The organism is Azonexus sp. (genome assembly GCF_049652925.1).
GTDB lineage: Bacteria > Pseudomonadota > Gammaproteobacteria > Burkholderiales > Rhodocyclaceae > Azonexus.
The window spans coordinates 179,993-205,203 of the sequence record NZ_JBASFI010000040.1 but is presented as its reverse complement, the minus strand read 5'-3'; the positions used below and the strand labels follow the sequence as shown (position 1 = coordinate 205,203).

Genomic DNA, 25,211 nt, shown 5'->3' with positions numbered 1-25,211 from the left:
CGCAACTCATTCTGGCAAAAGGGAGATTCTACGGGTGGAGTGGCTAAACGTCACGGCGGAAAGCGGGCTTTGGGGCCTGCTGGTGGCCAGTTTTCTCTCGGCGACGGTGCTGCCCGGCGGCTCTGAGGCGCTGCTGTGGGGCTTTTTGCATCTGCATCCGGCTGAATATGGCTTAGCGCTGATGCTCACTACGTTGGGCAACACGGCCGGCGGCATGACGTCGTGGTGGTGTGGCCGCTACCTGCCGCGCTGGCAGAAGCTCGAAAACCTGCCGCATCGCGACCAGCTCGAACGCTGGGGCAGTCCGGCCCTGCTCCTCGCCTGGGCGCCGTTGATCGGCGACGCCTTGTGCCTTGCCGCCGGCTGGTTGCGTTTACATTGGCTGCCCTGCTGCCTGTTCATGGCCATCGGCAAGTTCGCGCGCTACTGGTTGGTCGCCCAAACTGCCCTGAGTTCCTGATGCCCAATTCCACGCCGCCCGCCAATATCCCGTTCTGGGAAGCCTTCCGCTTCTGGCTCAAGCTCGGCTTCATCAGCTTTGGCGGGCCGGCCGGGCAGATTTCGATGATGCATCAGGAACTGGTGGAAAAGCGCCGCTGGCTGTCCGAAGGCCGTTTCCTCCACGCCCTCAATTACTGCATGGTGCTGCCCGGCCCGGAAGCGCAGCAACTGGCGACCTACATCGGCTGGCTCATGCACCGGACCCGGGGCGGCATCGTCGCCGGCTTGCTCTTCGTGCTGCCCTCGCTGTTCATCCTTATCGCGCTGTCGTGGATTTACATCGCCTACGGCAACACGACGCTGGTCGCCGGGCTATTCTTCGGCATCAAGCCGGCAGTCACCGCCATCGTCCTGCAGGCGGCCTGGCGCATCGGTTCGCGGGCGCTCAAGACGAAGCTGCTGTGGGCGATTGCCGGGGCGGCTTTCGTCGCCATTTTCGCCTTTGGTACGCCGTTTCCGGCCATCGTTGTGGCGGCCGGGCTGATTGGTTACGTTGGTGGGCGAATGAAACCCGTCCGCACCGAATCCCACGGTCAACCGGAAAAAAACGCCAAAATAAAAATGCCGGCCCTCATCGACGACGACACGCCGACGCCCGATCACGCGCGTTTCAGCTGGCCGCGGGTCATGCGCGTGGTTTTCGTAGGCGCCCTGCTCTGGCTGCTGCCCATGGCGCTACTCACCGCCACGCTCGGCTGGAACCACACGCTGACCCAGATGGGCTGGTTCTTCACCAAGGCCGCCCTGCTCACTTTCGGCGGTGCCTATGCCGTGCTGCCCTACGTCTATCAGGGCGCCGTGACGCATTTCGGCTGGCTGACGCCGACCCAGATGATCGACGGCTTGGCCCTCGGCGAAACGACGCCGGGGCCGCTGATCATGGTCGTCGCCTTTGTCGGCTTCATCGGCGGCTACCAGACGGCGCAGATGCAGGCGATGTTCGGGCCGGAGAACCTGTTTCTGGCCGGGGCGCTGGCGGCCAGCGTGGTGACGTGGTTCACCTTCCTGCCCTCCTTCGTCTTCATCCTGCTCGGCGGGCCGCTCGTCGAAACAACGCACGGCAACCTCAACTTCACGGCGCCGCTGACGGCGATCACGGCGGCTGTGGTCGGCGTCATTCTCAATCTGGCGCTGTTTTTCGCTTATCACGTCTTCTGGCCGGCCGGTTTTTCCGGCCACTTCGATGTGGTTTCAGCTGGCATCACGCTCGCCGCCGGCATTGCGCTGTTTCGTTACCAGGCCAATGTGATGCTGGTGATCGCTGTTTGCGCGGCCAGCGGTCTGTTGCTCAGGGGCTGGGCACTTTAGGCAGCGGCTCCGGCACGTGGCGGACGAAGCCCTGAGCGTAGTCGACGCCAATTTCCTGAACGATGCGGTCGACGGTGGCGTTGCAGACGTATTCGGCGACGGTGATCAGATTATGGGCGCGGGCCAGTTGCACGATGGCTTCGACGACGGCGTGGTCGCAAGGATCCTGGTCGATATTCTTGACGAACATGCCGTCAATTTTCAGGAAATCGATCTTGAATCGCTTGAGGTAGGCGAATGAGGAGAGCCCGCTGCCGAAGTCGTCGAGCGCCAGCGTGGCGCCTATGGCGTGCATCTGCTCGATGAATTCGAGTGCCTGGTCGAGGTTGGCGACGGCGCAGCTTTCGGTGATCTCGAAGCAGAGCATGGCCGGGTCGATGTCGTGCTGTTCGATTTGCTGGCGGACGAAAGCCGGGAAATCGTTGAGGCTCAGGCTGGCCCCCGAGACATTGACGGCAAGGTGGCGGAACGGAAATGCCTGGCCGCTCTTCTGCCAGTCGCTCATGTAGCGGCAGACGTTCTCGACAACCCAGCGATCGATGTAGGGCATCAGGTTGTAGCGCTCGGCGGTGGCGATGAAGCGGCTGGGCGAGTTGATCTTGCCGAGCGGGTCGGAAAGGCGGAGCAGCACTTCGGCGGTGACCGGCAGCCCGGGTTTGAGCGGTTCCTGACGCTGGTGGAAGAGCATGAAGCGGCCTTCCGCGATGGCCCGCGTCAGTTGCGGCATGGTCCGGAAGTCTTCGCTGCGCTGGCGATACCACTCGTCGGTCGGCGTGTAGATCTCGACGCGGTTGCGCCCTCGTTCCTTGGCCGCATAGCAGGCGGTGTCGGCGGCGATCAGCAGATCGGTCACGCTCATCATGTCGGGGCCGGAGCGGACGACGCCAATCGAGGCGCCGAGCCGGAAGCTCCGGTTGTCCCAGAAGAACGGGAAGGCGCATATCTCGGCGATCAACTGGGTGGCGCGGCGCATGGTTTCCTGCGGGCTGCTGTCGCGCATGACGATGCCGAATTCATCACCGCCCAGCCGGGCCAGAAAGCCGTAGGGAAAGCGCTCTTCGATCATCCGCGTCAGGCGGATCAGAAGGTCGTCACCGGCGGCATGGCCACAGGTGTCGTTGACGACCTTGAACTGGTCGAGGTCGAGGTAAAGCAGGGTGACCGGATCTTCCGCCAGGTCTTCGGCTTTGAGAACGGCTTCAAGATGGGTTTCGAAGGCGCGTCGATTGAACAGGCCGGTCAGCGAGTCATGGTTGGCCTGATACGACAAGTCGGCAATCCGCGCTTTGACGGCGTCGGTCATCGTGTTGAAGTTCTGGGCGAGGACTGCCACTTCGTCCTCGCCGGAAATCGCCATGCGCTCTTCGTAATGCCCATTGGCCACGTTGATGCTGGCTCCAGCCAGGGTGATCAGATTCCGGGTCAGCAGGTAGCCGATGATCGACAGCAATACGAGCGACAGGACGATTTCGGCCAGCGCGATCAGGCCGCTCTGCCAGAGCAGTTCGGCCGAGGCCTTGTCCATGAAGGCGGTGGACATGCCGTAATGGATGTGACCGTAGATCTGGCCAAGATAGTCGACCGGAAAACGCACGTGGCGGATCTGCCCTTCGCTCCGGTTGACCAGTGGCAAGGCGTCGCCGGGCGGCCAGCCGGACGAGGCGAGAATGCGGCCATCGGGATCGGTGACCGCCAGGTAGGTGATGTCGGAGGCCTTGCGCCAGCCGTCGAGAATGTCGCGCAGGGTGGCGTAATCCTGGGAGGCCAGTGGCACGGCAACGGCCGTCTTGTAGGCCAGTTCGACAGCCTGGACGCGCGCATCAAGTTGTTCGGATAGATGGTGCTCGATCAGGCGTACGCTGTTGCTGACCAGCAGCGCCAGCATCAGCGCCTCGATAATGACGCTGGCCAGCAGCAATTTGGCCCGCAGCGAGCGCCGGATATTGAACATTATGTCGGATGTCCGAGCAGCGCCCTGGTCAGCGCGACGTAGGGGGCGAGCGACTCGAGGTCCTCGGGCGTGATCGCCGTGTAATCCTCATAGCCGGTTTCGCGGAAAAAGGCCTGGCCTTGCGCGGTGGTGCCGAATTTGAGCAATGCAGAGCGAACCCGCTTGAGTTCGGCCTTGCCCAGCCGATTGTGGCCAAGCGTCATCAAATGCGGGACGCTGACGTCGATGGGCAGAATGCTGACCTTGGCCCTGACATCCTCCGGTACCTGATGCAGCGGGGTGTGCGTCGTCAGCGCGGCATCCAGCTCGCCGACGGCCACGGCCGCGACCGCAGCACCATGGGTAGTGCGTTCGAACAACTGATAATCGCGACCCATCTGCATGCCATGGTCGAGCAACCATTTGACCCCCCCAATCGAGGAAATCGAAAGACGGCTGGAGAGCCCGATGCGCTTGCCTCTGAGGTCGTCGAGCGAACGGATGCCGGAATTCGGACGAACGACGAAGACCGGTTGGAGCACGGCCTTGTAGCGAACCAGCGCTTCATAAGACTGCAGGCACATGACGCCAAAATGCGGACCGGTGATCAGGAGGTCATATTCGCCAGCCAGCGAGCTGTTGAGAAAGGTGAAGTAGTCGGCGGCGGTGAAGAGTTCGATCGGTCGCCCCAACTCACTCTGCAGATACTGGCGCAAGGGCTGGTGCGTCTTGAACAGGGCCAGCGTCGAATTGAAAGGCATGATGCCCAGACGAAGCGCACGAGACTCCACTCCTTCCGCCATCAAGCTCCGCGTGAAGGGCAAAATGCCTAGCCATCTGAGGATGTTTCGCCGATGCATTTAGAATACCTATAACTTTTGTAATATTTTACTCCCCTCATCAATATAAGTAGAACATTTGGGCCTAATTTCTGTCGGAAGGTACCCGTGCTCGTTGCGTACCCCTTCGGTACGCTAAAATTCCACCTTTAACGCTATTGATTTTGGTCGCCTCATGACTGCTCGCCTGCGCGAAATACCGTACAACTACACCTCGTTTTCCGATCGCGAGATCGTCATCCGCCTGCTCGGCGCCGACAACTGGGCGGTGCTCGACGAGCTCCGTTCCGAGCGCGTCACCGGCCGTTCGGCACGCATGCTCTACGAGGTGCTGGGCGACATCTGGGTCGTGCAGCGCAACCCGTATCTGGAAGACGACCTGCTCGACAATCGTGAACGGCGCGATGCGCTGGTCAATGCCCTGCACCACCGGCTCAACGAGGTCGAAAAGCGGCGCGAAGCGACCGAGGGCGAGGACAAGGAGCGGGCCGCCAAGGTCAAGCGCCTGGTCGATGCGGCGCGCATCGCAGTCAACCGCTTTGCCGAACGTTTTGGCGAAACCTGGGATCTGCGCCGCAAGGTCACGCGCATCCTGAGCAAGCACACGCGCAAGGACAACATCGCCTTCGACGGCCTGGCCCGCGTTTCGCACGTCACCGATGCGACCGACTGGCGTGTCGAATACCCCTTCGTCGTCCTCAATCCGGATACCGAAGAGGAAATCGGCCACCTCGTGCGGGGCTGTATCGAAGCCGGCCTGACCATCATCGCCCGCGGCGGCGGTACCGGCTACACCGGCGGCGCCGTGCCGCTGACGCCGTACGCTGCGGTAATCAATACCGAAAAGCTGATCGACATCGGCCCGGTTGAAGAACTCGTGTTGGCCGGTCATGAAACGCCCTACGCCACCATCCGCACCGGTGCTGGCGTGGTGACCGACCGGGTTTCCGAAGCAGCTTCGCTGGCCGGTCGCGTCTTCGCGGTCGACCCGACTTCGGCTTCCGCTTCCTGTATAGGCGGCAACATCGCCATGAATGCCGGCGGCAAGAAGGCCGTGCTGTGGGGAACCGCGTTGGACAACCTGGCCTGGTGGAAGATGGTCGATCCGGACGGCAACTGGCTGGAAGTCGAACGCGTCAATCACAACTTCGGCAAGATTCACGAGCAGGAAAATGTCGAATTCCGCCTCAAACGCTTCGACCCGAGCGGCAAGAAGCTGCTCGGCGAAGAAATCCTGACCCTGCCGGGCGCCGCCTGCCGCAAGATCGGGCTGGGCAAGGACGTTACCGACAAATTTCTGGGCGGCATTCCCGGTGTGCAGAAGGAAGGCACCGACGGCATCATCGTCGCCGCCCGCTGGGTGCTGCACAAGATGCCGCCGGTGGCGCGCACCGTTTGCCTGGAGTTTTTCGGTCAGGTGCGCGAAGCCGTGCCGGCTATCGTCGAAATTACCGATTACTTCAAGCCGGGCGGCGCCGGGCATGCCGCCGGCGTCCAACTGGCCGGTCTGGAACACCTCGACGAACGTTACGTAAAAGCCGTCGGCTACGCCACCAAGGCCAAGCGCCATGGTCGGCCGAAGATGGTCCTGATCGGCGACCTTGTCGGCCACGACGAAAATGCCGTGATGGCTGCTGCCTCGGAAGTCGTCCGCATGTGCAACCTGCGCGCCGCCGAGGGTTTCATCGCGGTCAATGCCGAAACGCGCAAGAAATTCTGGCTCGACCGTTCGCGCACCGCCGCCATTTCGCGCCACACCAACGCCTTCAAGCTCAACGAGGACGTGGTGATTCCGTTGCCGCGCATGGGCGACTACTGCGACGGCATCGAGCGCATCAACATTGAGCTGTCGACGCAGAACAAGCTCGCCTTATGCGACGCGCTTTCCGAATTCCTCAAGGGCGACCTGCCCCTGCATCGCGGCGACACAACGCTTGATACCGATGTGCTGATCGGCGACCGCCAGCAGGCGGCGCTCGATTACGTCAATGCCGTCCGCCTGCGCTGGGAATGGCTGCTCGAAAACCTCGACCTGCCGCTGGCCGAAGCCGAATCACGTTTTGCTTCCTACGGCGTGGTAGCCGGCGAACTGACCAACCGGGCTGATCATCCGACGCTGTTCCACCGCCTGCAGGATTACTCGGTCCGTACGTCGTGGAAGCAGGAGCTGCATGCACGGCTGGCCAAGATTTTCGACGGTGGCGTCTATAGGCCGATCATCGAACGCATCGAAGCGATCCATAAGGAAGTGCTGCGCGGCCGCGTTTTCGTCGCCCTGCACATGCACGCGGGTGACGGCAATGTGCATACCAACCTGCCGGTCAATTCCGACAATTACGAGATGCTGCAGACAGCCAACAAGGCGGTCGAGCGCATCATGCACATCGCCCGTGACCTGGATGGCGTCATTTCCGGCGAACACGGCATCGGCATCACCAAGCTGGAATTCCTGACCGAAGAAGAACTCGGCCCCTTCCGCGCCTACAAGCAGAAGGTCGATCCGGAAGGCCATTTCAACAAGGGCAAGCTGATGCCAGGCGGCGATATGGGCAATGCCTACACGCCTTCTTTTTCACTGCTGGGCACCGAGTCGCTGATCATGGAGCAGTCCGAAATCGGCAAGATTTCCGACATGGTCAAGGACTGCCTGCGCTGCGGCAAGTGCAAACCGGTCTGCTCGACGCACGTACCGCGGGCCAACTTGCTCTACTCGCCGCGCAACAAGATTCTGGCCACTTCGCTGTTGGTCGAAGCCTTCCTCTACGAAGAGCAGACTCGGCGCGGCATATCGCTCAAGCATTTCGACGAATTCAACGATGTTGCCGACCATTGTACGGTATGCCACCGCTGCCTGAAGCCCTGCCCGGTCGACATCGATTTCGGCGATGTTTCGGTGGCCATGCGCAACTTCCTGCGCAAGCAGGAGAAAAAGCGCTTCAGCCCTGGCACCTTTGCAGCAATGACTTACCTGAACCTCAAAGACCCGGCGACCATCAAGCTCATGCGTTTCGGCATGATGGATTTCGGTTTCAAGGCCCAGCGCCTCGCCCACAAGGCGGCCAAGGCGCTCGGTCTGATCCAGGACAGCCGCAAACATCCGCCGGCGACAGTTGGCGCCCCGACGGTCAAGACGCAGATCATCCACTTCCTGAATCGCCCGATGCCGGGCAATCTGCCCAAGCGCACCTCGCGCGGTCTGCTCGACATCGAGGACGACAAGGTTATCCCGGTCATCCGCAATCCGCAGAAGACGACCGAGGAATCGGACGCCGTTTTCTATTTCCCGGGCTGCGGCTCCGAGCGCCTGTTCTCGCAGGTCGGACTGGCCACGCAGGCCATGCTCTATGAAGTCGGGGCGACGACCGTGCTGCCGCCGGGCTACCTGTGCTGCGGCTATCCGCAGAATGCCTCGGGCGATTCCGACAAGGGTCAGAAGATTACGACGGACAACCGCGTGCTCTTCCACCGCGTCGCCAATACGCTCAACTATCTCGACATCAAGACGGTGATTGTGTCCTGCGGCACCTGCATGGATCAGCTGCAGAAATACCAGTTCGAGAAGATCTTCCCGGGTTGCCGCCTGCTCGACATCCACGAGTACCTGATGGAAAAGGGCGTCAAGCTCGAAGGCGTCAGCGGGACACGCTACATGTACCACGACCCTTGCCACACGCCGATGAAGGCCTATGCGCCGCTGGCTGTGACCAAGGCGCTGATGGGCCAGGAAGTACCGCTGACCGATCGCTGTTGCGGCGACGCCGGTTCCTTCGCCTATTCCCGGCCGGATGTCGCGACGCAGGTTAAATTCCGCAAACAGGAAGAAATCGAAAGCGGTGCTGCCAAACTGCGCGCTGATGGTTTCACGGGCGACGTCAAGATTCTGACTTCCTGCCCGGCCTGTTTGCAGGGCCTCTCCCGTTACGACGACGATGCCGGCACCAAGGCAGATTACATCGTCGTCGAGTTGGCCAAGCATCTGCTCGGTGAAAACTGGATGGCGGATTACGTTGGCAAGGCCAATACGGGTGGGATCGAGCGGGTTCTCCTTTGATTTTTGCCTGTTTTTTCCGGTTGACCGTGAAATAGAAGGTTCTTTTGCAGTCGCGGCTTGTGATATTTATTCTTCGGTGTAATCCTTCACGGAAAACCGGAGTCAGATAACGTGGGTAGCGACAGTCAGTCCTGTGAATTGTGCATCAACCCCGGCGGACCCATTCTTTGGCAGTCGGGTCTTTGCCGCGTCGTGAGGGTGGATGATCCGTACTACCCGGGCTTTTGCCGCGTCATCTGGAATGATCATGTGCGCGAGATCACTGACCTTGATGCCAGCCATCAGGCCCTGCTGATGCGCGTTGTTTTTGCCGTCGAATCAGTTGTGCGACAGTTATTCAATCCGGATAAAATCAATCTGGCCAGTTTTGGCAACATGGTTCCCCATGTTCACTGGCACGTCATTCCACGCTGGCAGGACGACAGACATTTTCCGGAGCCGGTATGGGGAAGCGTCCGGCGGGAGGGCCTGACGCCACGACCGGTGGTCAGTGACGCAGTTCTGGCCCAGGCTGTCGCCGTAGCGCTGGTAAATATCGAATAAGGCTGGGGATCATGAATTCAACCGCCATGGAAGTGCCCGTAATTTCAGATCTGCAAAGCGGGATGAACTATCTCTCGCAGTTGTCGCTGGCCAATCCGATTGTCGCCGAGCGACAGTTGATGTGTTTCATCGACTCGCTGCTCCTGACTCCGCCTGAATCCGGCATTCTGCTGGCGCTGCTTGAGCAGGCGCGGGCGCCGATGTGCTTCGTCGAAGAAGAAATGGCGCGGCGCTACCATAACAAGGCCCTGCCTCTTGCCGCCGAAGAAGAGTCCTATTTCCAACAGGTAGTGACTGCCTGGCGCAAGATGGGCAAGGCCTACGCGCTGTCTGCCCGACTCGAGGAGCCGGATGCGGGAAATGCGCAGTATGTGACCATGATGGCTACCATCCTGCATCGTTGTCTGTATTACACAGGAATGGTCATCCTCGAGCACTACCGCGCCCGCCGCGATTTGCCGCCAGGTATCTGGCTGGACTTGCACGGTTTCTATGAGACGGCCGAGGAATGGGGTATCGCCTACACGCCGGTCGAGGATGCCCTCGAAAACAGTCTGCAGGCGACCCATTGCGCCGCTGCCTACACGACTCTGCTACTCATCGACATTGCCAGCCCCTACAGCAACAGCGTGCGCAATCTAAACCTGATCCGGCGCTGGGCAGGCATGTGGGCACCATTGGTTTCCATACACAAGCTCGAAGACGACCTCGAGGTTCCGGCCTACGTCATCGAGTTGATGAAAGATGCGCCGTTGCATCCGACGGCCGTTGCCGATGAGCCGTCCGCTGATACGCGGCGCCTGGACACCACACGGCTCGGCCTGCAGATCAATCATATGCTGAGCCAGTTGCGTCAGCGCATAACGCCATCCCAACTCGGTCTGGGCGAGGAAACCAGTGGCCATGTTATTGGCTTGCTTGATCATCTTTCGCGCCCCTGGACTCAGTCTGCTTCGCCCCGTCGCTTCCGCCGTTTCGCTACCGAAGGAATTGCCCGCGTTGCGGTTGGCTTCGAGGCGATCCATTTTTGCATCACCGGCAAGGAGTTCGGGCAGCCAGATTCGGCAGCCGCATTTTCCCGCGGCGAATTCGACCAGTTGTTCACCTTCGGGGAGCGTGTTGATTCGGACCAGACGCCAGCCATCAGACCGCTGGTTACGTTCCCGGTCGACGAGTGGTCGGTGATCAACCATTCGGCGAACGGCTTTCGTCTTGGCCGCAGCTGCGCTGGAATGCGGATCTCGCATGGCCAGCTGATGGTGGTCTGTCCACACGACGGCGATCACTACCTGCTGGTGCAGGCAACCTGGCTGATGCAGGAAGACAACGGCGGACTGATCGTCGGCGTGGCAACCCTGCCCGGTATGCCGGTCGGCATTGCCGTGCGCATCGCCGCGATGAAGGCGGGCAACAACGAGCGTTTCGTGCGTGCCTTTTTGCTGCCGCCGGTACCGGCGATCAAGGAAGAAGGGTCGATTGTCCTGCCTCCGGGGATGTATCAGGCCAGCCGGATACTCGACGTATCGTCCGGGGAAGAGACGCCCTGGCAGATACGGATGAACCATGTACTTCAGCGCGGTACCGATTACGACCGTATCAGCTACCAGATGATTTGACCAGTCTCGGCGTAGCACTGCGGCGAGTGCGCTAAACTAGCGTCCTCATTCTGGAGAAAACAATGGCTGGTATTGATCGAGACACCCTGATACCGAGCGAAATCAAGCTGCACAAGAAATCCCGCCGGCTGGAACTGATCTACTCTGAGGGCGAAAATTACTCGCTGGATTTCGAATTTCTACGCGTCTATACGCCTTCTGCCGAGGCCAGAGGCCACGGTCCGGGCCAGGAGACCTTGCAGACAGGCAAGCGCGATATTGATATCGAACGTGTTGAGCCGGTTGGAACCTATGCCCTGCGCCTGGTCTTTTCCGATGGCCACGACAGCGGCCTCTATTCGTGGGATTTGCTCTACAACCTGGGCAAGCATCACGACGAGCTCTGGCAGGAATATCTAGCGCAAATTGAAAAGCAGGGACTGTCGCGCGATATCGACACTTCATCACGTCCAGCAGCGGGAAGCTGCGGCCACCACCACTGAAATCATGAACAACGATAAAACCCATTTTGGCTACGAAACCGTTGCCGAGCAGGAGAAGGCCCGGCGCGTCGCCGACGTATTCGATTCGGTCGCCAGTCGTTACGACCTGATGAATGATCTGATGTCGGGTGGCATGCACCGTTTGTGGAAAGCTTTCACCATTCAGCGCAGCGGTGTTCGCGAAGGCTCACGCGTACTTGACGTGGCTGGTGGCACCGGTGATCTGGCGTTGGCCTTTGCCAAGCGCGCTGGAAAAAGCGGTCAGGTCTGGCTGACCGACATCAACAATGCGATGCTGGCCCGGGGTCGTGACCGCCTGCTCGACAAGGGCTACATGCTGCCTGTGGCGCAGTGTGACGCTGAAAAGCTGCCCTTCCCCGATGACTGGTTCGATTGTGTGACGGTTGCTTTTGGCTTGCGTAACATGACACACAAGGATGCCGCGCTGGCTGAAATGCGGCGCGTTCTGCGTCCGGGTGGCCGCCTGCTGGTACTGGAGTTCTCGCAGGTCTGGAAACCGCTGGCACCGCTCTACGATTTTTATTCTTTCAAGGTCATTCCGCGTGTTGGCCAATTGGTTACGAACGATTCGGACAGCTATCGCTACCTCTCCGAATCCATTCGGGTCCATCCCGGGCAGGAGGAACTGAAGGCAATGATGGAGCAGGTTGGCCTGGAAAAAGTTGAGTACTTCAATCTCGCTTTGGGCGTTGTTGCCCTGCATCGCGGGTTCAAGTTCTAGGCTTGCATTAGATGGAAGCGCTCAATCGACTGGCCATTCTCGCCCTGAATCATTTGATTGAAGGCGAAAGCTGGGCTCAGACACGGCTAATTGCGCACTCCGGAGCACAGGTACTAATCGATTCCGGGCTTTTTGTTCTCCGGCTCGGTATTGACCAACGAGGCCTGTTTCACGCGGGCGACAAGGCACTTGAACCTGATGTCAGCATCACTCTGCCTTCGGATTTGCCGGCTCGTCTGTTATTCAACCGCGATACGCTGTTCTCGTCAGTGAAACTTGGTGGGGCCGCCGATATCGCTGAAAGTCTCGCCTTCGTGTTGCGCAATTTACAATGGGATGGTGAGGCCGACCTCGCTCGGCTGGTCGGCGATATTCCGGCCAGACGTATTGCGCGGCTCGCTCAGTCAGTGGCTGTGGCAATTCAGGATGCCGTCGGACGAGCTGCCGAGAATTTCTCTGAGTACGCTCTCGAAGAATCGGGAATGCTGGCGCCAAACCGTGATGTGGCAGCATTTGGCGGTGCTGTGGTTTGTTTGCGGGACGATGTGGCGAGATTGGAAAAACGTATTTCCCGGCTGTAATTGTATGTCCCGATAGATAGAAATGAAAAAGGCAGCCGAGGCTGCCTTTTTTGATCCGGATTTCCGGAATTAGTGCGTGTGCTTGCGCATGCGCTGGATTGCTTGCAGCTGGGCAACGGCTTGCGCCAGTTCGGCTTCAGCCGTGGCGTAATCCATTTCAGCATTCCGATTGGCGAGTGCCTCTTCGGCGCGCTTCTTGGCTTCCAGTGCCTTGGCTTCGTCCAGATCGTGCGCACGAATCGCAGTATCTGCCAACACGGTAATCATGTCGGGCTGTACTTCCAGCATGCCACCAGAAACATACACCAGCTCAAACTCGCTCTGGTTCGGCACCTTCAAACGAATGGTGCCGGGCTTGATGCGAGTCAGAAGCGGTGTGTGCCGCGGCAGAATGCCGAGTTCCCCGGCTTCGCCGGGAAACACCGCGATTTCCACCAGTCCGGAGAAAATCGATTCTTCAGCACTGACGACATCACAATGAACAGTCATAGCCATTACTAGCTCCTATGCGACGTTGTGTAATTACAGCGTCTTGGCCTTTTCGAGGACTTCCTCGATGCCGCCCACCATGTAGAACGCTTGTTCCGGCAGATGATCGTACTCGCCAGCGCAAATGCCCTTGAAGCCCTTGATCGTTTCCTTGAGGGAAACAAACTTGCCCGGCGAGCCGGTGAAGACTTCAGCCACGTGGAACGGCTGGGACAGGAAGCGCTGAATCTTGCGAGCGCGGGACACGGCCAGCTTGTCTTCAGGAGACAGTTCGTCCATACCCAGAATCGCGATGATGTCACGCAGTTCCTTGTAGCGTTGCAGATTCATCTGCACAGCACGAGCAACGGCGTAATGCTCTTCACCAACGACCTGCGGATCAAGCTGGCGGGAGGTGGAGTCGAGCGGATCAACGGCCGGGTAGATACCCAACGAGGCGATATCACGCGACAACACAACCGTGGAGTCCAAGTGCAGGAAGGTGGTAGCCGGGGACGGGTCGGTCAAGTCATCGGCAGGCACATAAACGGCCTGGATGGAGGTGATCGAGCCAACCTTGGTCGAGGTGATACGCTCTTGCAGACGGCCCATTTCTTCAGCCAGCGTCGGCTGATAGCCCACGGCGGAAGGCATACGGCCGAGCAGTGCGGAAACTTCCGTACCAGCAAGGGTGTAGCGATAGATATTGTCGACGAAGAACAGAATGTCGCGGCCATCATCACGGAAACGCTCAGCCATGGTCAGACCGGTCAGCGCGACGCGCAGACGGTTGCCCGGCGGCTCGTTCATCTGACCGAACACCATCGCGACCTTGTCGAGAACGTTGGAGTCCTTCATTTCGTGATAGAAGTCGTTACCTTCACGAGTACGCTCACCGACGCCGGCAAACACGGACAAACCGGCGTGCTGTTTGGCGATGTTGTTGATCAGCTCCATCATGTTGACGGTCTTGCCAACGCCGGCGCCACCGAACAGGCCAACCTTGCCGCCCTTGGCGAACGGGCAGATCAAGTCGATAACCTTGATGCCGGTTTCCAGCAGATCAACAGAAGACGACAGTTCGTCGAACTTCGGTGCCATCTGGTGAATTTCACGCAGCTCATTGGAGTCGATCGGACCAGCTTCGTCGATCGGGCGACCAAGCACGTCCATGATGCGACCGAGCGTGCCCATACCAACGGGCACGGAAATGCCGGCGCCGGTGTTGTTCACTTTCATGCCGCGGCGAAGACCGTCGGAGGAACCCATGGCGATGGTACGAACGACGCCGTCACCGAGTTGTTGTTGTACTTCGAAGGTCAGGCCGTCTTCTGCCATGCCGTTTGCTTCAGAAGCATCCAGCTTGAGGGCGTCGTAGACCTTCGGCATCGCGTCGCGCGGGAAGTGGATGTCCACAACGGCGCCGATGCACTGAACGATTGAACCTTGACTCATATTCAAATCCCCAAAAATAAAAATCTACGCGTCACACCGCGGCGGCGCCGCTGACGATTTCCGAAAGTTCCTTGGTAATCGCAGCCTGACGGGCCTTGTTGTAAACCAGCTTCAAGTCGCCGATAACGGTCTTGGCGTTGTCCGATGCCGACTTCATGGCAACCATCCGGGCGGACTGCTCGGAGGCCATGTTTTCAGCGACGGCCTGATAAATCAGAGCTTCGACATAACGGATCAGCAGATCGTCGATCACAGCCTTGGCATCGGGTTCGTAGACGTAATCCCATTTGTGCGAAGCAGTACCGACTGTAGTGCTGGACAGCGGAAGCAGCTGTTCAAACACCGGCTCCTGTTTCATCGTATTGATGAAGCGGGTATAGCCGATGTACAACGCGTCGATCTCGCCCTTCATGTAGGAATCAAGTTGAACCTTGACCGCCCCGATCAGCTTTTCCAGATGGGGCGTATCACCCAATCCGGTTACGTGCGAGACAACTTTCGCGCCAGCGCGTTGCATGAAGCCGAGACCTTTGTTGCCGATGCAGGTGGCCTGTATTTTATTGCCCTTGGACTCGAACTCCTTCATCTTGCTCACAGCCAGACGAAGAAGGTTGGAGTTCAGACCGCCGCACAGCCCTTTATCCGAAGTGATCAGAATCATGCCGACAGCGGCTTGTTCACGATTCACGAGGAAAGGGTGGCGGTATTCGGTCAGAGCATGAGACAGGTTACCTGCTACGCGCCGGATCTTCTCGCCATAGGGACGGGCAGCCCGCATCCGGTCCTGCGCCTTGCGCATTTTGGATGCGGCCACCATCTCCATGGCCTTGGTGATCTTGCGCGTGTTTTCGACGCTCTTGATCTTGTTGCGAATTTCCTTGCCGCTAGCCATGTGATTCTCCTAGCTAATCAGGCCCAGCTGCTCTTGAAAGCAACGATGCCAGCGGCAAGTTGCTTCTCGGAGTCGGCGCTCAGGTCGGCTGTGGACTCCATCGTGTTCATGAGGTCAGCACAGTTGGCTTTCAGATAACCAATCATGGCCTTTTCGCATTCCAGGGCACGCTTGACTTCGACATCATCGAAGTAGCCCTTGTCAGCTGCGTACAGCGTGACGGCCATTTCGGAGATGCTCATCGGCGAGTACTGGGCCTGCTTCATCAGCTCGGTGACCAGACGACCACGTTCCAGCTGCTTGCGGGTTGCTTCGTCGAGGTCGGAAGCAAACTGGGCAAACGCTGCAAGTTCGCGGTACTGGGCCAGTGCCAGACGGACACCGCCGCCGAGCTTCTTGATCAGCTTGGTCTGAGCCGCACCGCCGACGCGGGACACCGAGATACCGGCATTGATCGCAGGACGGATACCGGCGTTGAACAAGTCGGTTTCCAGGAAGATCTGACCGTCAGTAATGGAGATCACGTTGGTCGGAACGAAGGCAGACACGTCGCCAGCTTGCGTTTCGATGACCGGCAGAGCGGTCAGAGAACCGGTCTTGCCCTTGATTTCGCCATTGGTGACCTTCTCGACCCAGGCTTCGGAGACGCGAGCAGCGCGTTCCAGCAGACGGGAGTGGAGATAGAACACGTCGCCCGGATAGGCTTCACGGCCCGGCGGACGGCGCAGCAGCAGGGAAACCTGACGGTAGCCCCAAGCCTGCTTGGTCAAGTCGTCATAAACGATCAGTGCATCTTCGCCGATGTCGCGAAAATATTCGCCCATCGTGCAGCCGGCATACGGTGCGAGATACTGCAGCGCTGCGGATTCGGAAGCCGGAGCGGCGACAACGATCGTGTTTGCCATCGCGCCGTGCTCTTCGAGCTTACGTACGACGTTGGCAATGGTGGAAGCCTTTTGGCCGATAGCAACATAAACGCAGAACAGACCCTTGTCTTTCTGGTTGATGATGGCATCGACTGCAACGGCGGTCTTGCCGGTTTGACGGTCACCAATGATCAGCTCGCGCTGACCACGGCCAACCGGAACCATGGAGTCCACACACTTCAGACCGGTCTGAACAGGCTGGGAAACAGACTTACGCCAAATAACGCCTGGCGCAACCTTTTCCAGCTTGTCTGTCAGTTTGGCGTTGATCGGGCCTTTGCCGTCGATCGGCTGACCGAGGGAATTGACCACGCGGCCGAGCAATTCGCGACCGACGGGAACTTCCAGAATGCGACCGGTGGTCTTGACCACGTCGCCTTCGGAAATGTGTTCGTATGCACCAAGAACCACGGCACCGACGGAATCACGCTCGAGGTTGAGCGCCATGCCAAAGGTGTTGCCGGGGAATTCCAGCATTTCGCCCTGCATAACGTCTTGCAGGCCGTGCACGCGGCAGATACCGTCGGTGACGGATACCACGGTGCCCTGCGTGCGCACTTCCGATGCGCCCTGCAGGTTCTGGATCTTGCTCTTGATCAGTTCAGAAATTTCGGAAGGATTCAACTGCATGAAATTCTCCTAGTTGTTCAGCGCCGTAGCCATGGCGTCGAGCTTGCCGCGGACTGAAGCATCCAGCATCTGGTCGCCAACGATTACCTTGATGCCACCTATCAGGGTCGGATCAACCGACACGGAAGTCTCGAGCCTGGTCTTGAAGACTGTTTCGAGTTGGGGCACCAGGGCTTTCACCTGGTTGTCATCGATCGGGAAGGCCGAAATGATTTCGGCCTGCTTGGTGCCTTCCTCGGCGCGCTTGTAGCTTTCGTACAAGCCGGCGATTTCCGGCAACAGCCCCAAACGGTCGTTGTTCGACAGCAGCTGGATGAAATTCGCCAGCTCCGCATCTACCGCCGTACCGCAGGCAGACCGGAAGAGGTCGACCAGTTGCGGGGCCGCCACATTGGGATCGCCGATAGCCGCACGGACATCGGGACTGGCGGCCACCTGGGCGAGCGATACTGCCTGCTCGGCCCACTTGGCCAGATTGCCGCTTTCCTTGGCCGCCCGGAACAGGGCTTCGGCGTAAGGACGGGCGATAGTGACGGATTCAGCCATTGCTTACAGGTCCTGTTTAAGGGCGACCAGCATGTCGGCATGCGCGGACGCGTTGATTTCCTTGCGCAGGATCTTCTCGGCACCAGCAACCGCCAGTTCGGCGACGCGCTCACGCAACTGCTGCTTGGCGCGTTCGACTTCCTGATCGATTTCGGCTTTGGCGCCGGCGACGACCTTGTCGGCCTCGACCTTGGCGGTGCCCTTGGCTTCTTCGACGATCTGCTGCGCACGCTTTTCGGCTTGAGCGATGAGGTCCGAGGATTTCTCCTTGGCTTCCCGCAACGCGTCAGCGGAACGCTTGGCAGCGAGTTCTTGCTCGTGCTTGCCACGTTCAGCTGCAGCCAGGCCATCAGCGATCTGTGCTTGACGGTCTGCCATCGCTTTTTGCAGCGGCGGCCAGACGTACTTCATCGTGATCCAGATGAAGAGAGCAAACCAGATTGCCTGGCCAATCAGTGTAGCGTTGATGTTCACGCTAACCTCCTGGTTATAAGGGTTACAGGGGCGCGGTTAATTACTTCAGCAGAGCCAGGAACGGGTTTGCGAAGAGCAGGAACAGAGCGATACCAACACCGATCATGGTCACGGCGTCGAGCAGACCGGCGACGATGAACATCTTGACTTGCAGCGTGGGGATCATTTCCGGCTGGCGAGCAGCACCTTCCAGGAAACGGCCACCCAGGATACCAAAGCCGATAGCGGTACCCAGAGCGCCGGCGCCGATCAGGATGGCTACAGCGATAGCGGTGTTGGAGAGGACGGTTGCGAGTTCCATGTTTACTCCTCAGTAAGGTAGGTTTGTTGCGGGGTTAAAGTTAAAAACTACTGAAAAACTGCTACTACGACTTAGTGCGACTCTGCGGCCATCGACATGTACACGATGGTCAGCATCATGAACACGAAGGCTTGCAGGGTAATAATCAGGATGTGGAACAGTTCCCAGGGCAAAGCCAGGGGCAACTGGTAGATGCCGAGCAATGCGATCAGGATGAAGACCATTTCGCCGGCGTACATATTGCCAAAGAGTCGCAGGGACAACGAGATCGGCCGGGCGATTTCCTCAACGATGCGGAACAGCAGGTTGATCGGAGCCAGCTTGAGACCGAACGGTACCGCGAACACTTCGTGCATGAAGTGACCGAAACCCTTGACCTTGAGGCCCATGACGATTGATATGACGAACACGGTGAGCGACATTGCGAATGTCAGGTTGGGGTCCGTGGTCGGAACAAACTTGAAGGGCAGGTGATGATTGCCGGTGGCAGCTTGCAGCGCGGTTGGCAGGAAATCGACCGGAATCAAGTCCATGGCGTTCATGACGAACACCCAGACAAAAATGGTAATGGCTAGCGGGGTAACCAAGGCGCTCTTGCCATGAAAAGTATCGCGTACTTGCTGGTCGACCAGGCCAACTACCATTTCAACAAAGTTCTGGCCGCCTGACGGGACACCTGCGGTGGCCTTGCTTGCCAGCATGGCCATCAGGCCGAAAACCACCAAACCCAGAATGCCGGAAACCAGCAGGGTATCGAGGTGGAAAGTCCAGAAACCGCTACAAACCCCATCCACCTTGGCGCTGTCTGCACAGACAGCGAGATTGGTCAGGTGGTGTTGAATATAACCAGTAGTGCCGCCTTCTGCGCTCATGTTTTCTCCAGTCAGCCTAGCGATTCTTCAGCAGTGCCATCCAGTAGATGACAAAGGTTGATGCGTACCCAAGGAAGAGCGGCAGAACCGCCACTTCCTTGTACCCTAAAAACACCAGCGCAAATCCGACCAGAGTGAGCAGAAACTTGAACCCTTCTCCGGCGGCTTGCGCCTGATAAACCTTGACCGGGTCCGTACTCGAACTCATCCTCAAGGCTCTCAGGACGTACCCGAGATTGGCGATGAATCCGATTGATCCCCCGATCAGAACCGAGACTGCTGCATTCGCACTAAGGAACAAACCTGCCGCGATGGCCAGGATGGTTGCCAGTGCCGCTTGGCGGCTGAGTATCCAGCTCACTTGCGGATGCAAGGCATGCCTCGATCAATAACCGTGCGAGTGTAACGGAGTCTTATAGAGGAGTCAATTTCCGCAGTGCAAAAAGTGAGGGTTTTCCCGTGCTTTCTGTGGGTTACGATTAGTGACATTGTTTATGCATGAAGCCGTGAGATGAGACCGTCAAGCTGGTCGAGGCTCGAAAACTCGATGGTGACCTTGCCGGCGCCTTTTTTGTTGGAGCGAATGGCGACATTGGCGCCGAGTCCGTCGGACAGGCGTTCCTGCAGGCTCAGCAGGTCGCGGTCGACGGCTTTTTCCGGGGCATGTTTGGGCGGATTCAATAGTTGTTGCACCAGTCGTTCGGTTTCTCGGACTGATAAGCCCTTCTGAATGACGCGCTGAGCCAGGCCGACCTGTTGGCCGCTAGATACCGGCAGCAAGGCGCGGGCGTGGCCCATGTCGATCTGGCCGGTCATCAGCAGTTCCTGAACCGGGGCGGTCAGTTGCAACAAACGCAGTAAATTCGAGGCGGCGGGGCGGGAGCGGCCGACGGCATCGGCGGCCTGCTGGTGGGTCAGGCCGAATTCATCGATCAGGCGTTGCAAGCCTTGGGCTTCTTCGAGCGGGTTGAGGTTTTCGCGCTGAATGTTTTCGATGAGCGCCATGGCCAGCGCCTGCTCGTCGGGAATGCTACGAACGAGAACCGGGACTTCGCTCAGACCGGCGATCTGGGCGGCGCGCCAACGGCGTTCGCCGGCGACGATTTCGTAGCGCTCGGCGCCGGGCGTATTGTTGACGGCGCGCACGAGAATCGGCTGCATGACGCCCTGGGCCTTGATCGATGCGGCGAGTTCAGCCAGCGAGTCCTGGTCCATGTGGGTACGCGGCTGGTACTTGCCTGGTTTCAGGCGTTCGACCGGCAGGTTGCGCAGTTCGTCTTCGGCCTTTGCGTCGCTGCCGGAAAGCAGCGCGTCGAGGCCGCGGCCGAGTCCTTTCATCTTGATCATTGGGCGACCCTTTCAAGAATTTCCTGGGCGAGTGCTGTATAGGCTTGCGCACCCCTTGAGTTTTTGTCGAAGGCGATGACCGGCTTGCCGTAGGACGGTGCTTCGGCCAGCCGGACGTTGCGCGGCACGATGGTCTTGTAGACCTTGTCGCCGAAATGGCTTTCGAGTTCGCTGGAAACCTGTTGGGTCAGCGTGCTTTGACCGTTGTACATGGTCCGCAGCAGGCCTTCGATTTCGAGTCGGGAATTGAGGTGGTGACGCACCTTGCGCAGCGTTTCGACGAGATCGGACAAGCCTTCCAGTGCGTAGTACTCGCACTGCATCGGGATCAGCACGGAATCGGCGGCGACCAGGGCGTTGACGGTCAGCATGTTGAGGGCTGGCGGGCAGTCGATGAGGACGAAATCGTATTCGGCGTGGTTTTGCGCCAGGGCTTTTTTCAGGCGGTATTCGCGCTGGTCGAGTTCGATCATTTCGACTTCGGCGCCGGCCAGTTCGCGGTTGGCGGGCAGGATGTCGAAGTCGAAGGCGGTCTCGATGCAGACTTCGAGCAGCGTCGCGGCGCCGATCAGCAATTGATAGACGGTGGGCAGCGCTTCTTTCTTGGTGATACCGGACCCGGTCGTCGCGTTGCCCTGCGGATCCATGTCGATGAGCAGGACGCGCTTGCCCTCGGCGGCCAGCGACGCCGCCAGATTGACCGCGGTGGTCGTCTTGCCGACGCCGCCTTTCTGGTTGGTTATGGCGAGTACTTTCATGACCCGGCTTTCAAAATGATCAAATGTCGTTCGGCATCCAGCCCGGGTACGCTGAGCGGGATGATTGCTTCCACCGTGATGTCGGCCGGCAAGGTCTTGAGTTCGTCGTCCGGTCGCACACCTTTCATGGCCAGCCAGCGACCGTCCGGGGCCAGCAAGTGGCGGGTCAGGCTGATGAAAAGGCCGATTTCGGCAAAGGCGCGCGAGCTGATCTGGGCGTATTGTCCCTGGATTTCCTCGACTCGGGCGTGGTGCACCGTAACATTCTTGAGCGCCAGTTCGATGACGGCTTGCTGCAGGAAGGTGGTTTTCTTTTGCACGGTGTCGACCATGCTGACCGAGAGTTCAGGCCTGGCGATGGCTAGCGGGATGCCGGGGAGGCCGCCGCCACTGCCGACGTCGAGCAGATTGCCGGCGCCGACATGCGGCAGGATGGCGAGCGAATCAAGCAGGTGGTGTGAGATCGCCTGAGCCGGATCGCGCAGGGCGGTCAGGTTGTAGGTCTTGTTCCACTTGAGCAGCAGGTCGCGGAAGGCGAGCAGCTTGCTCTGTGCCTCGGCCGGCAGCGTGATGTCGAGAGCGGCGAGGCCGCTGGCTAGCGCGTTCTGGCTCATGCGGCGTGCGACAGGTTGTGGCGCTTGAGGTGGATGAGCAGCAGCGAAACAGCGGCGGGCGTGATGCCCTGGATGCGCGAGGCCTGGCCGATGGTCTGCGGCTTGTGCTGGTTGAGCTTCTGCTTGACCTCGTTGGACAGGCCGGCGACCGTGGCGTAGTTGAGATCGGCCGGTAGCGCGGTGTTTTCGTAGCTGGCCGACTTGGCGACTTCCTCGGCCTGGCGGTCGATGTAGCCCTGATACTTGGCGGAGATTTCGAGTTGTTCGACGACCGCCGGGTCCATTTCAATTTTGGGCAAATTTTCCGGTTGACCGTGGGATTCGCTTTCCCCGGCGATTTCCGGAACCGGCAGGGTAATGAGCGCGGCGTAGCTGACTTCGGGGCGGCGCAGGAGTTCGAACAGGTTGTATTCGTGCTCGATTGGCTTGCCCAGCACGCGAATGCAGTCTTCGACTGGTGTCAGCTTGGGATTGACCCAGGTCGATTTCAGGCGTTCCTGCTCGGCGGCGATCGCATCACGCTTCTGGCAGAAGGCGGCCCAGCGGATGTCGTCGACCAGGCCGAGGGCGCGGCCCTGTTCGGTCAGGCGCAAATCGGCGTTGTCCTCGCGCAGGCTCAGGCGGTATTCGGCGCGGCTGGTGAACATCCGGTAGGGATCGGAAACGCCGCGTGTGATCAGGTCGTCGACCAGCACGCCGAGGTAGGCTTCGTTGCGTTTCGGGCACCAGCCGGCTTCGTTGCGCACGTAGCGCACGGCGTTGATGCCGGCCAGCAGGCCCTGCGCGGCGGCTTCTTCGTAGCCGGTCGTGCCGTTGATCTGGCCGGCGAAGAACAGGCCGTTGATGGCCTTCGACTCCAGCGTGTCCTTGAGGCCGCGCGGGTCGTAGAAGTCGTATTCGATGGCGTAACCGGGGCGCAGGATGTGCACGTTTTCCATGCCGCGGATCGAGCGCACAAGGGCCAGCTGGATGTCGAAGGGCAGGCTGGTCGACACGCCGTTCGGATAGATCTCGTGCGTCGTCAGGCCTTCCGGTTCCAGGAAGACGTTGTGCTGGTTCTTGTCGGCAAAGCGGTGGATCTTGTCTTCGATCGACGGGCAGTAACGCGGGCCGACGCCTTCGATGACGCCGGTGTACATCGGCGAACGGTCTAGGCCGCTGCGGATAATGTCGTGCGTGCGCTCGTTGGTTTCTGTGATCCAGCACGGCAGTTGGCGCGGGTGCTGGGCGGCGTTGCCGAGGAAGGAAAATACCGGCATCGGGTCGTCCGAGTGCTGCTCTTCCATCACCGAAAAATCGATGGTCTTGCCGTCGAGGCGTGGCGGCGTGCCGGTCTTCAGGCGGCCTTGCGGCAGATTGAGTTCTTTCAGGCGGGCGGCCAGCGAGTTCGACGGTGGATCGCCCATGCGGCCGCCGGTGTAGTTTTCAAGCCCGACGTGGATCTTGCCGTTGAGGAAGGTGCCGGCCGTGAGCACGACAGCGCCGGCCATGAAACGGATGCCAAGTTGCGTTACCGCGCCGACGACACGTTCGCCCTCGACGATCAGGTCATCGCAGGCTTCGGCGAAAATGGTCAAATTGGGCTGATTTTCCAGTCGACCGCGGATCGCCTGTTTGTACAGAACGCGGTCGGCCTGGGCGCGGGTGGCGCGGACGGCCGGGCCTTTCGAGGCGTTCAAAATACGGAACTGGATGCCGGCTTCATCGGTCGCTGCTGCCATGGCCCCACCCAGTGCATCGACCTCGCGGACTAGATGGCCCTTGCCGATACCGCCAATCGACGGGTTGCAACTCATCGCCCCCAGCGTGTCGAGATTGTGCGTCAGGAGCAGCGTGTTCGCACCCGCCCGGGCTGCGGCGAGCGCGGCCTCGGTGCCGGCGTGACCGCCGCCGACGACGATGACATCGAAACGGGTGGGATAGAGCATTTGGATGGCTTTGTTGCAGCGCAATAGCGGACTGCGGATTTTACTTCAGGGCGCTGAAATATCACAGGTTTTTGCCATGCCGCCTTATTTTCACGGAGCCAGGTTGGCTTTGCACCAAACGACGAAATCCGGAAGCGACAGCGCCGGTGAGAACAAGTAGCCCTGGGCGAAGTGGCAGCCCAGAGTTTGGAGCTGATCCAGCGTTTCCGTCGTCTCGACCCCTTCGGCAATGATGCTCATGCCCAGTTTGCCGGCCAGTTGGATCACCGACGCAATGATTTCACGGGCTTTGTCCGATTCGACAACCTGACGGACAAAAACCTGATCGATCTTCACTTCCTGAACCGGCAGGCGTTGTAAGTAGCCCATTCCGGCGTAGCCCGTGCCGAAATCGTCGATTGAAAGGCGCAGGCCAAGCTGGCGCAGGCGGTTCAGGACATCCATGACCTGCCAGCTTTCCTCGATCATCATCGTTTCGGTAATTTCGAGCAGGAACTTGTGCGGTGGGAGATCCCAGGTGGCGAGCGCTTGGCCGATCATGTCCGGGAGCTCGACATCAAGCAGGTCGTTGGCCGAGAGGTTGAGCGACAGAGCGATGTCGATGCCGTGCTCGACCAGTTGCTTCTGAATCTGTGACGCCTGATGCAGCAGCCAGCGATTGAATGTCTGGCGTTGTCCGAGGCGGTCGATGGCTTCGAGAATGCGCGGCGGGGCAACCCATTCGCCATTTTCGCGTTGCCAGCGCAACAGGGCTTCGGCGCCAATGCAGCGACCGCTGGCGATTTCTACTTGCGGTTGCAGATAGAGGGCCAGCCCGTGGTTATTGCTGAGGGCCTGGCGTAGATCAGCGAGAAGCCCTTGCTCATGTTCACCTTCAGACTCCATCGATGGCTGGTAGGTCCGGATATCGGGGTTGCCCTGTTCAGCATGCAGGCGGGCGATACGCGCCGACTGCACGAGAAAGAGCGCGTCGTCGCCATGGTCTGGCCAAATAGCGGCCCCCAGAGCCAGGCGAGGCAGGTGGCTGATGCTTCCGGTGTGGCCGGAAATGGCCATCAGGCTGTCGCGCAGGCGGATCATGGCCAGGGTCGGGGCGGCGCTACTGATCAGGTTGGGCTGGATAATCAGCCACTCCTCGTGGCTGACGGTATAGACGCGATCCTGTGGTCGCACCGCTGTCTGAATTTCCCGGCTGGCCAGGATGCGCAGCTTGTGGATGGCATCTGTCGACTGGCGCAGGAGCTGCGGGTCAGGGACGATCGCCAGCGAAATGATGCCTAGTTGCCGTTCTGTTGCATTTTCCCGGATCATTTTCGGCAAATCGGCCAAGGCACTGGCCAGCAGGGGAAGCCCCGTAGTCTGGTCGATAAGGTCGCGCTGGCGGTTGACGAATGGGCGAGAGGGCAT

Annotated in this window: 24 protein-coding genes; 8 read left to right on the top strand and 16 right to left on the bottom strand. The window is 59.5% G+C overall.

The genetic code is table 11. The annotated features are described in order from the left end of the window. The first annotated feature begins 34 nt into the window (after positions 1-34). Positions 35-460, top strand: a complete 426-nt coding sequence (locus WBK19_RS19620) for a YqaA family protein (protein ID WP_511292755.1) — start codon at positions 35-37, stop codon at positions 458-460. After that, positions 460-1,809: a chromate efflux transporter gene (gene chrA / locus WBK19_RS19615; protein ID WP_511292754.1), complete on the top strand. Its 1,350-nt coding sequence runs from the start codon at positions 460-462 to the stop codon at positions 1,807-1,809. Before WBK19_RS19620 ends, chrA begins: the two co-directional genes overlap by 1 nt. Here chrA and WBK19_RS19610 read toward each other — a convergent pair. Beyond that, positions 1,790-3,760, bottom strand: coding sequence for a putative bifunctional diguanylate cyclase/phosphodiesterase (locus WBK19_RS19610; RefSeq protein WP_511292753.1), 1,971 nt, complete (start codon positions 3,758-3,760; stop codon positions 1,790-1,792). The genes chrA and WBK19_RS19610 overlap by 20 nt on opposite strands. Then, a complete protein-coding gene (locus tag WBK19_RS19605) occupies positions 3,760-4,542 on the bottom strand; it encodes a phosphate/phosphite/phosphonate ABC transporter substrate-binding protein (protein WP_511292752.1) in 783 nt (260 codons plus the stop codon). Before WBK19_RS19605 ends, WBK19_RS19610 begins: the two co-directional genes overlap by 1 nt. A gap of 211 nt (positions 4,543-4,753) precedes the next feature. Here WBK19_RS19605 and WBK19_RS19600 point away from each other — a divergent pair, with 211 nt between their 5' ends. From WBK19_RS19600 to WBK19_RS19575, 6 genes are all read left to right on the top strand, one after another. Then, positions 4,754-8,629 carry a DUF3683 domain-containing protein gene (locus WBK19_RS19600; protein WP_511292751.1) on the top strand — a complete coding sequence of 1,292 codons (3,876 nt, stop codon included), beginning with the start codon at positions 4,754-4,756 and terminating at the stop codon, positions 8,627-8,629. Between the two features lie 111 nt (positions 8,630-8,740). Next, positions 8,741-9,172: an HIT family protein gene (locus WBK19_RS19595; RefSeq protein ID WP_511292750.1), complete on the top strand. Its 432-nt coding sequence runs from the start codon at positions 8,741-8,743 to the stop codon at positions 9,170-9,172. Positions 9,173-9,183: 11 nt separating this feature from the next. Further along, positions 9,184-10,788, top strand: a complete 1,605-nt coding sequence (locus WBK19_RS19590) for a cyclic-di-GMP receptor FimW-related protein (protein WP_511292749.1) — start codon at positions 9,184-9,186, stop codon at positions 10,786-10,788. A 62-nt stretch (positions 10,789-10,850) separates the two neighbouring features. Then, a complete protein-coding gene (locus WBK19_RS19585) occupies positions 10,851-11,270 on the top strand; it encodes a gamma-butyrobetaine hydroxylase family protein (protein WP_511292748.1) in 420 nt (139 codons plus the stop codon). A gap of 4 nt (positions 11,271-11,274) precedes the next feature. Beyond that, positions 11,275-12,012 (top strand): bifunctional demethylmenaquinone methyltransferase/2-methoxy-6-polyprenyl-1,4-benzoquinol methylase UbiE, encoded by a 738-nt coding sequence (gene ubiE / locus WBK19_RS19580; protein WP_511292747.1) that lies wholly within the window; start codon positions 11,275-11,277, stop codon positions 12,010-12,012. Positions 12,013-12,023: 11 nt separating this feature from the next. Beyond that, positions 12,024-12,593, top strand: coding sequence for a ubiquinone biosynthesis accessory factor UbiJ (locus tag WBK19_RS19575; RefSeq protein WP_511292746.1), 570 nt, complete (start codon positions 12,024-12,026; stop codon positions 12,591-12,593). A 69-nt stretch (positions 12,594-12,662) separates the two neighbouring features. Here the strand turns inward: WBK19_RS19575 and WBK19_RS19570 are convergent, their stop codons facing one another. From WBK19_RS19570 to WBK19_RS19505, 14 genes are all read right to left on the bottom strand, one after another. Continuing rightward, entirely contained in the window at positions 12,663-13,088 is a 426-nt protein-coding gene (locus WBK19_RS19570; protein WP_511292745.1) for a F0F1 ATP synthase subunit epsilon, read from the bottom strand. Between the two features lie 27 nt (positions 13,089-13,115). Continuing rightward, positions 13,116-14,516 (bottom strand): F0F1 ATP synthase subunit beta, encoded by a 1,401-nt coding sequence (gene atpD / locus WBK19_RS19565; RefSeq protein ID WP_226403069.1) that lies wholly within the window; start codon positions 14,514-14,516, stop codon positions 13,116-13,118. A 31-nt stretch (positions 14,517-14,547) separates the two neighbouring features. After that, entirely contained in the window at positions 14,548-15,408 is an 861-nt protein-coding gene (gene atpG / locus WBK19_RS19560) for a F0F1 ATP synthase subunit gamma (protein WP_226496596.1), read from the bottom strand. Between the two features lie 17 nt (positions 15,409-15,425). Next, positions 15,426-16,964, bottom strand: a complete 1,539-nt coding sequence (gene atpA, locus WBK19_RS19555; protein WP_511292744.1) for a F0F1 ATP synthase subunit alpha — start codon at positions 16,962-16,964, stop codon at positions 15,426-15,428. 9 nt (positions 16,965-16,973) lie between these two features. Continuing rightward, positions 16,974-17,510 carry a F0F1 ATP synthase subunit delta gene (locus WBK19_RS19550; RefSeq protein WP_511292743.1) on the bottom strand — a complete coding sequence of 179 codons (537 nt, stop codon included), beginning with the start codon at positions 17,508-17,510 and terminating at the stop codon, positions 16,974-16,976. A gap of 3 nt (positions 17,511-17,513) precedes the next feature. Then, the gene (locus WBK19_RS19545; protein WP_226496593.1) at positions 17,514-17,984 is read right to left on the bottom strand and encodes a F0F1 ATP synthase subunit B; all 471 of its coding nucleotides are present in this window, start codon (positions 17,982-17,984) and stop codon (positions 17,514-17,516) included. Between the two features lie 40 nt (positions 17,985-18,024). Further along, on the bottom strand, positions 18,025-18,285 hold the full coding sequence (gene atpE / locus WBK19_RS19540; protein ID WP_117610057.1) for a F0F1 ATP synthase subunit C: 261 nt from the start codon (positions 18,283-18,285) through the stop codon (positions 18,025-18,027). 71 nt (positions 18,286-18,356) lie between these two features. Further along, entirely contained in the window at positions 18,357-19,157 is an 801-nt protein-coding gene (gene atpB / locus WBK19_RS19535; protein WP_511292742.1) for a F0F1 ATP synthase subunit A, read from the bottom strand. 16 nt (positions 19,158-19,173) lie between these two features. Beyond that, positions 19,174-19,518, bottom strand: coding sequence for an ATP synthase subunit I (locus tag WBK19_RS19530; RefSeq protein WP_511292741.1), 345 nt, complete (start codon positions 19,516-19,518; stop codon positions 19,174-19,176). A gap of 131 nt (positions 19,519-19,649) precedes the next feature. Then, entirely contained in the window at positions 19,650-20,504 is an 855-nt protein-coding gene (locus WBK19_RS19525; RefSeq protein ID WP_511292740.1) for a ParB/RepB/Spo0J family partition protein, read from the bottom strand. Next, positions 20,501-21,262: a ParA family protein gene (locus tag WBK19_RS19520; protein WP_511292739.1), complete on the bottom strand. Its 762-nt coding sequence runs from the start codon at positions 21,260-21,262 to the stop codon at positions 20,501-20,503. Before WBK19_RS19520 ends, WBK19_RS19525 begins: the two co-directional genes overlap by 4 nt. Then, entirely contained in the window at positions 21,259-21,876 is a 618-nt protein-coding gene (rsmG, locus tag WBK19_RS19515) for a 16S rRNA (guanine(527)-N(7))-methyltransferase RsmG (RefSeq protein ID WP_511292738.1), read from the bottom strand. The genes WBK19_RS19520 and rsmG overlap by 4 nt, the downstream gene beginning before the upstream one ends. Beyond that, positions 21,873-23,804, bottom strand: a complete 1,932-nt coding sequence (mnmG, locus tag WBK19_RS19510) for a tRNA uridine-5-carboxymethylaminomethyl(34) synthesis enzyme MnmG (RefSeq protein WP_511292737.1) — start codon at positions 23,802-23,804, stop codon at positions 21,873-21,875. The genes rsmG and mnmG overlap by 4 nt, the downstream gene beginning before the upstream one ends. A 90-nt stretch (positions 23,805-23,894) precedes the next feature. Further along, positions 23,895-25,211 (bottom strand): EAL domain-containing protein, encoded by a 1,317-nt coding sequence (locus WBK19_RS19505; RefSeq protein WP_511292736.1) that lies wholly within the window; start codon positions 25,209-25,211, stop codon positions 23,895-23,897.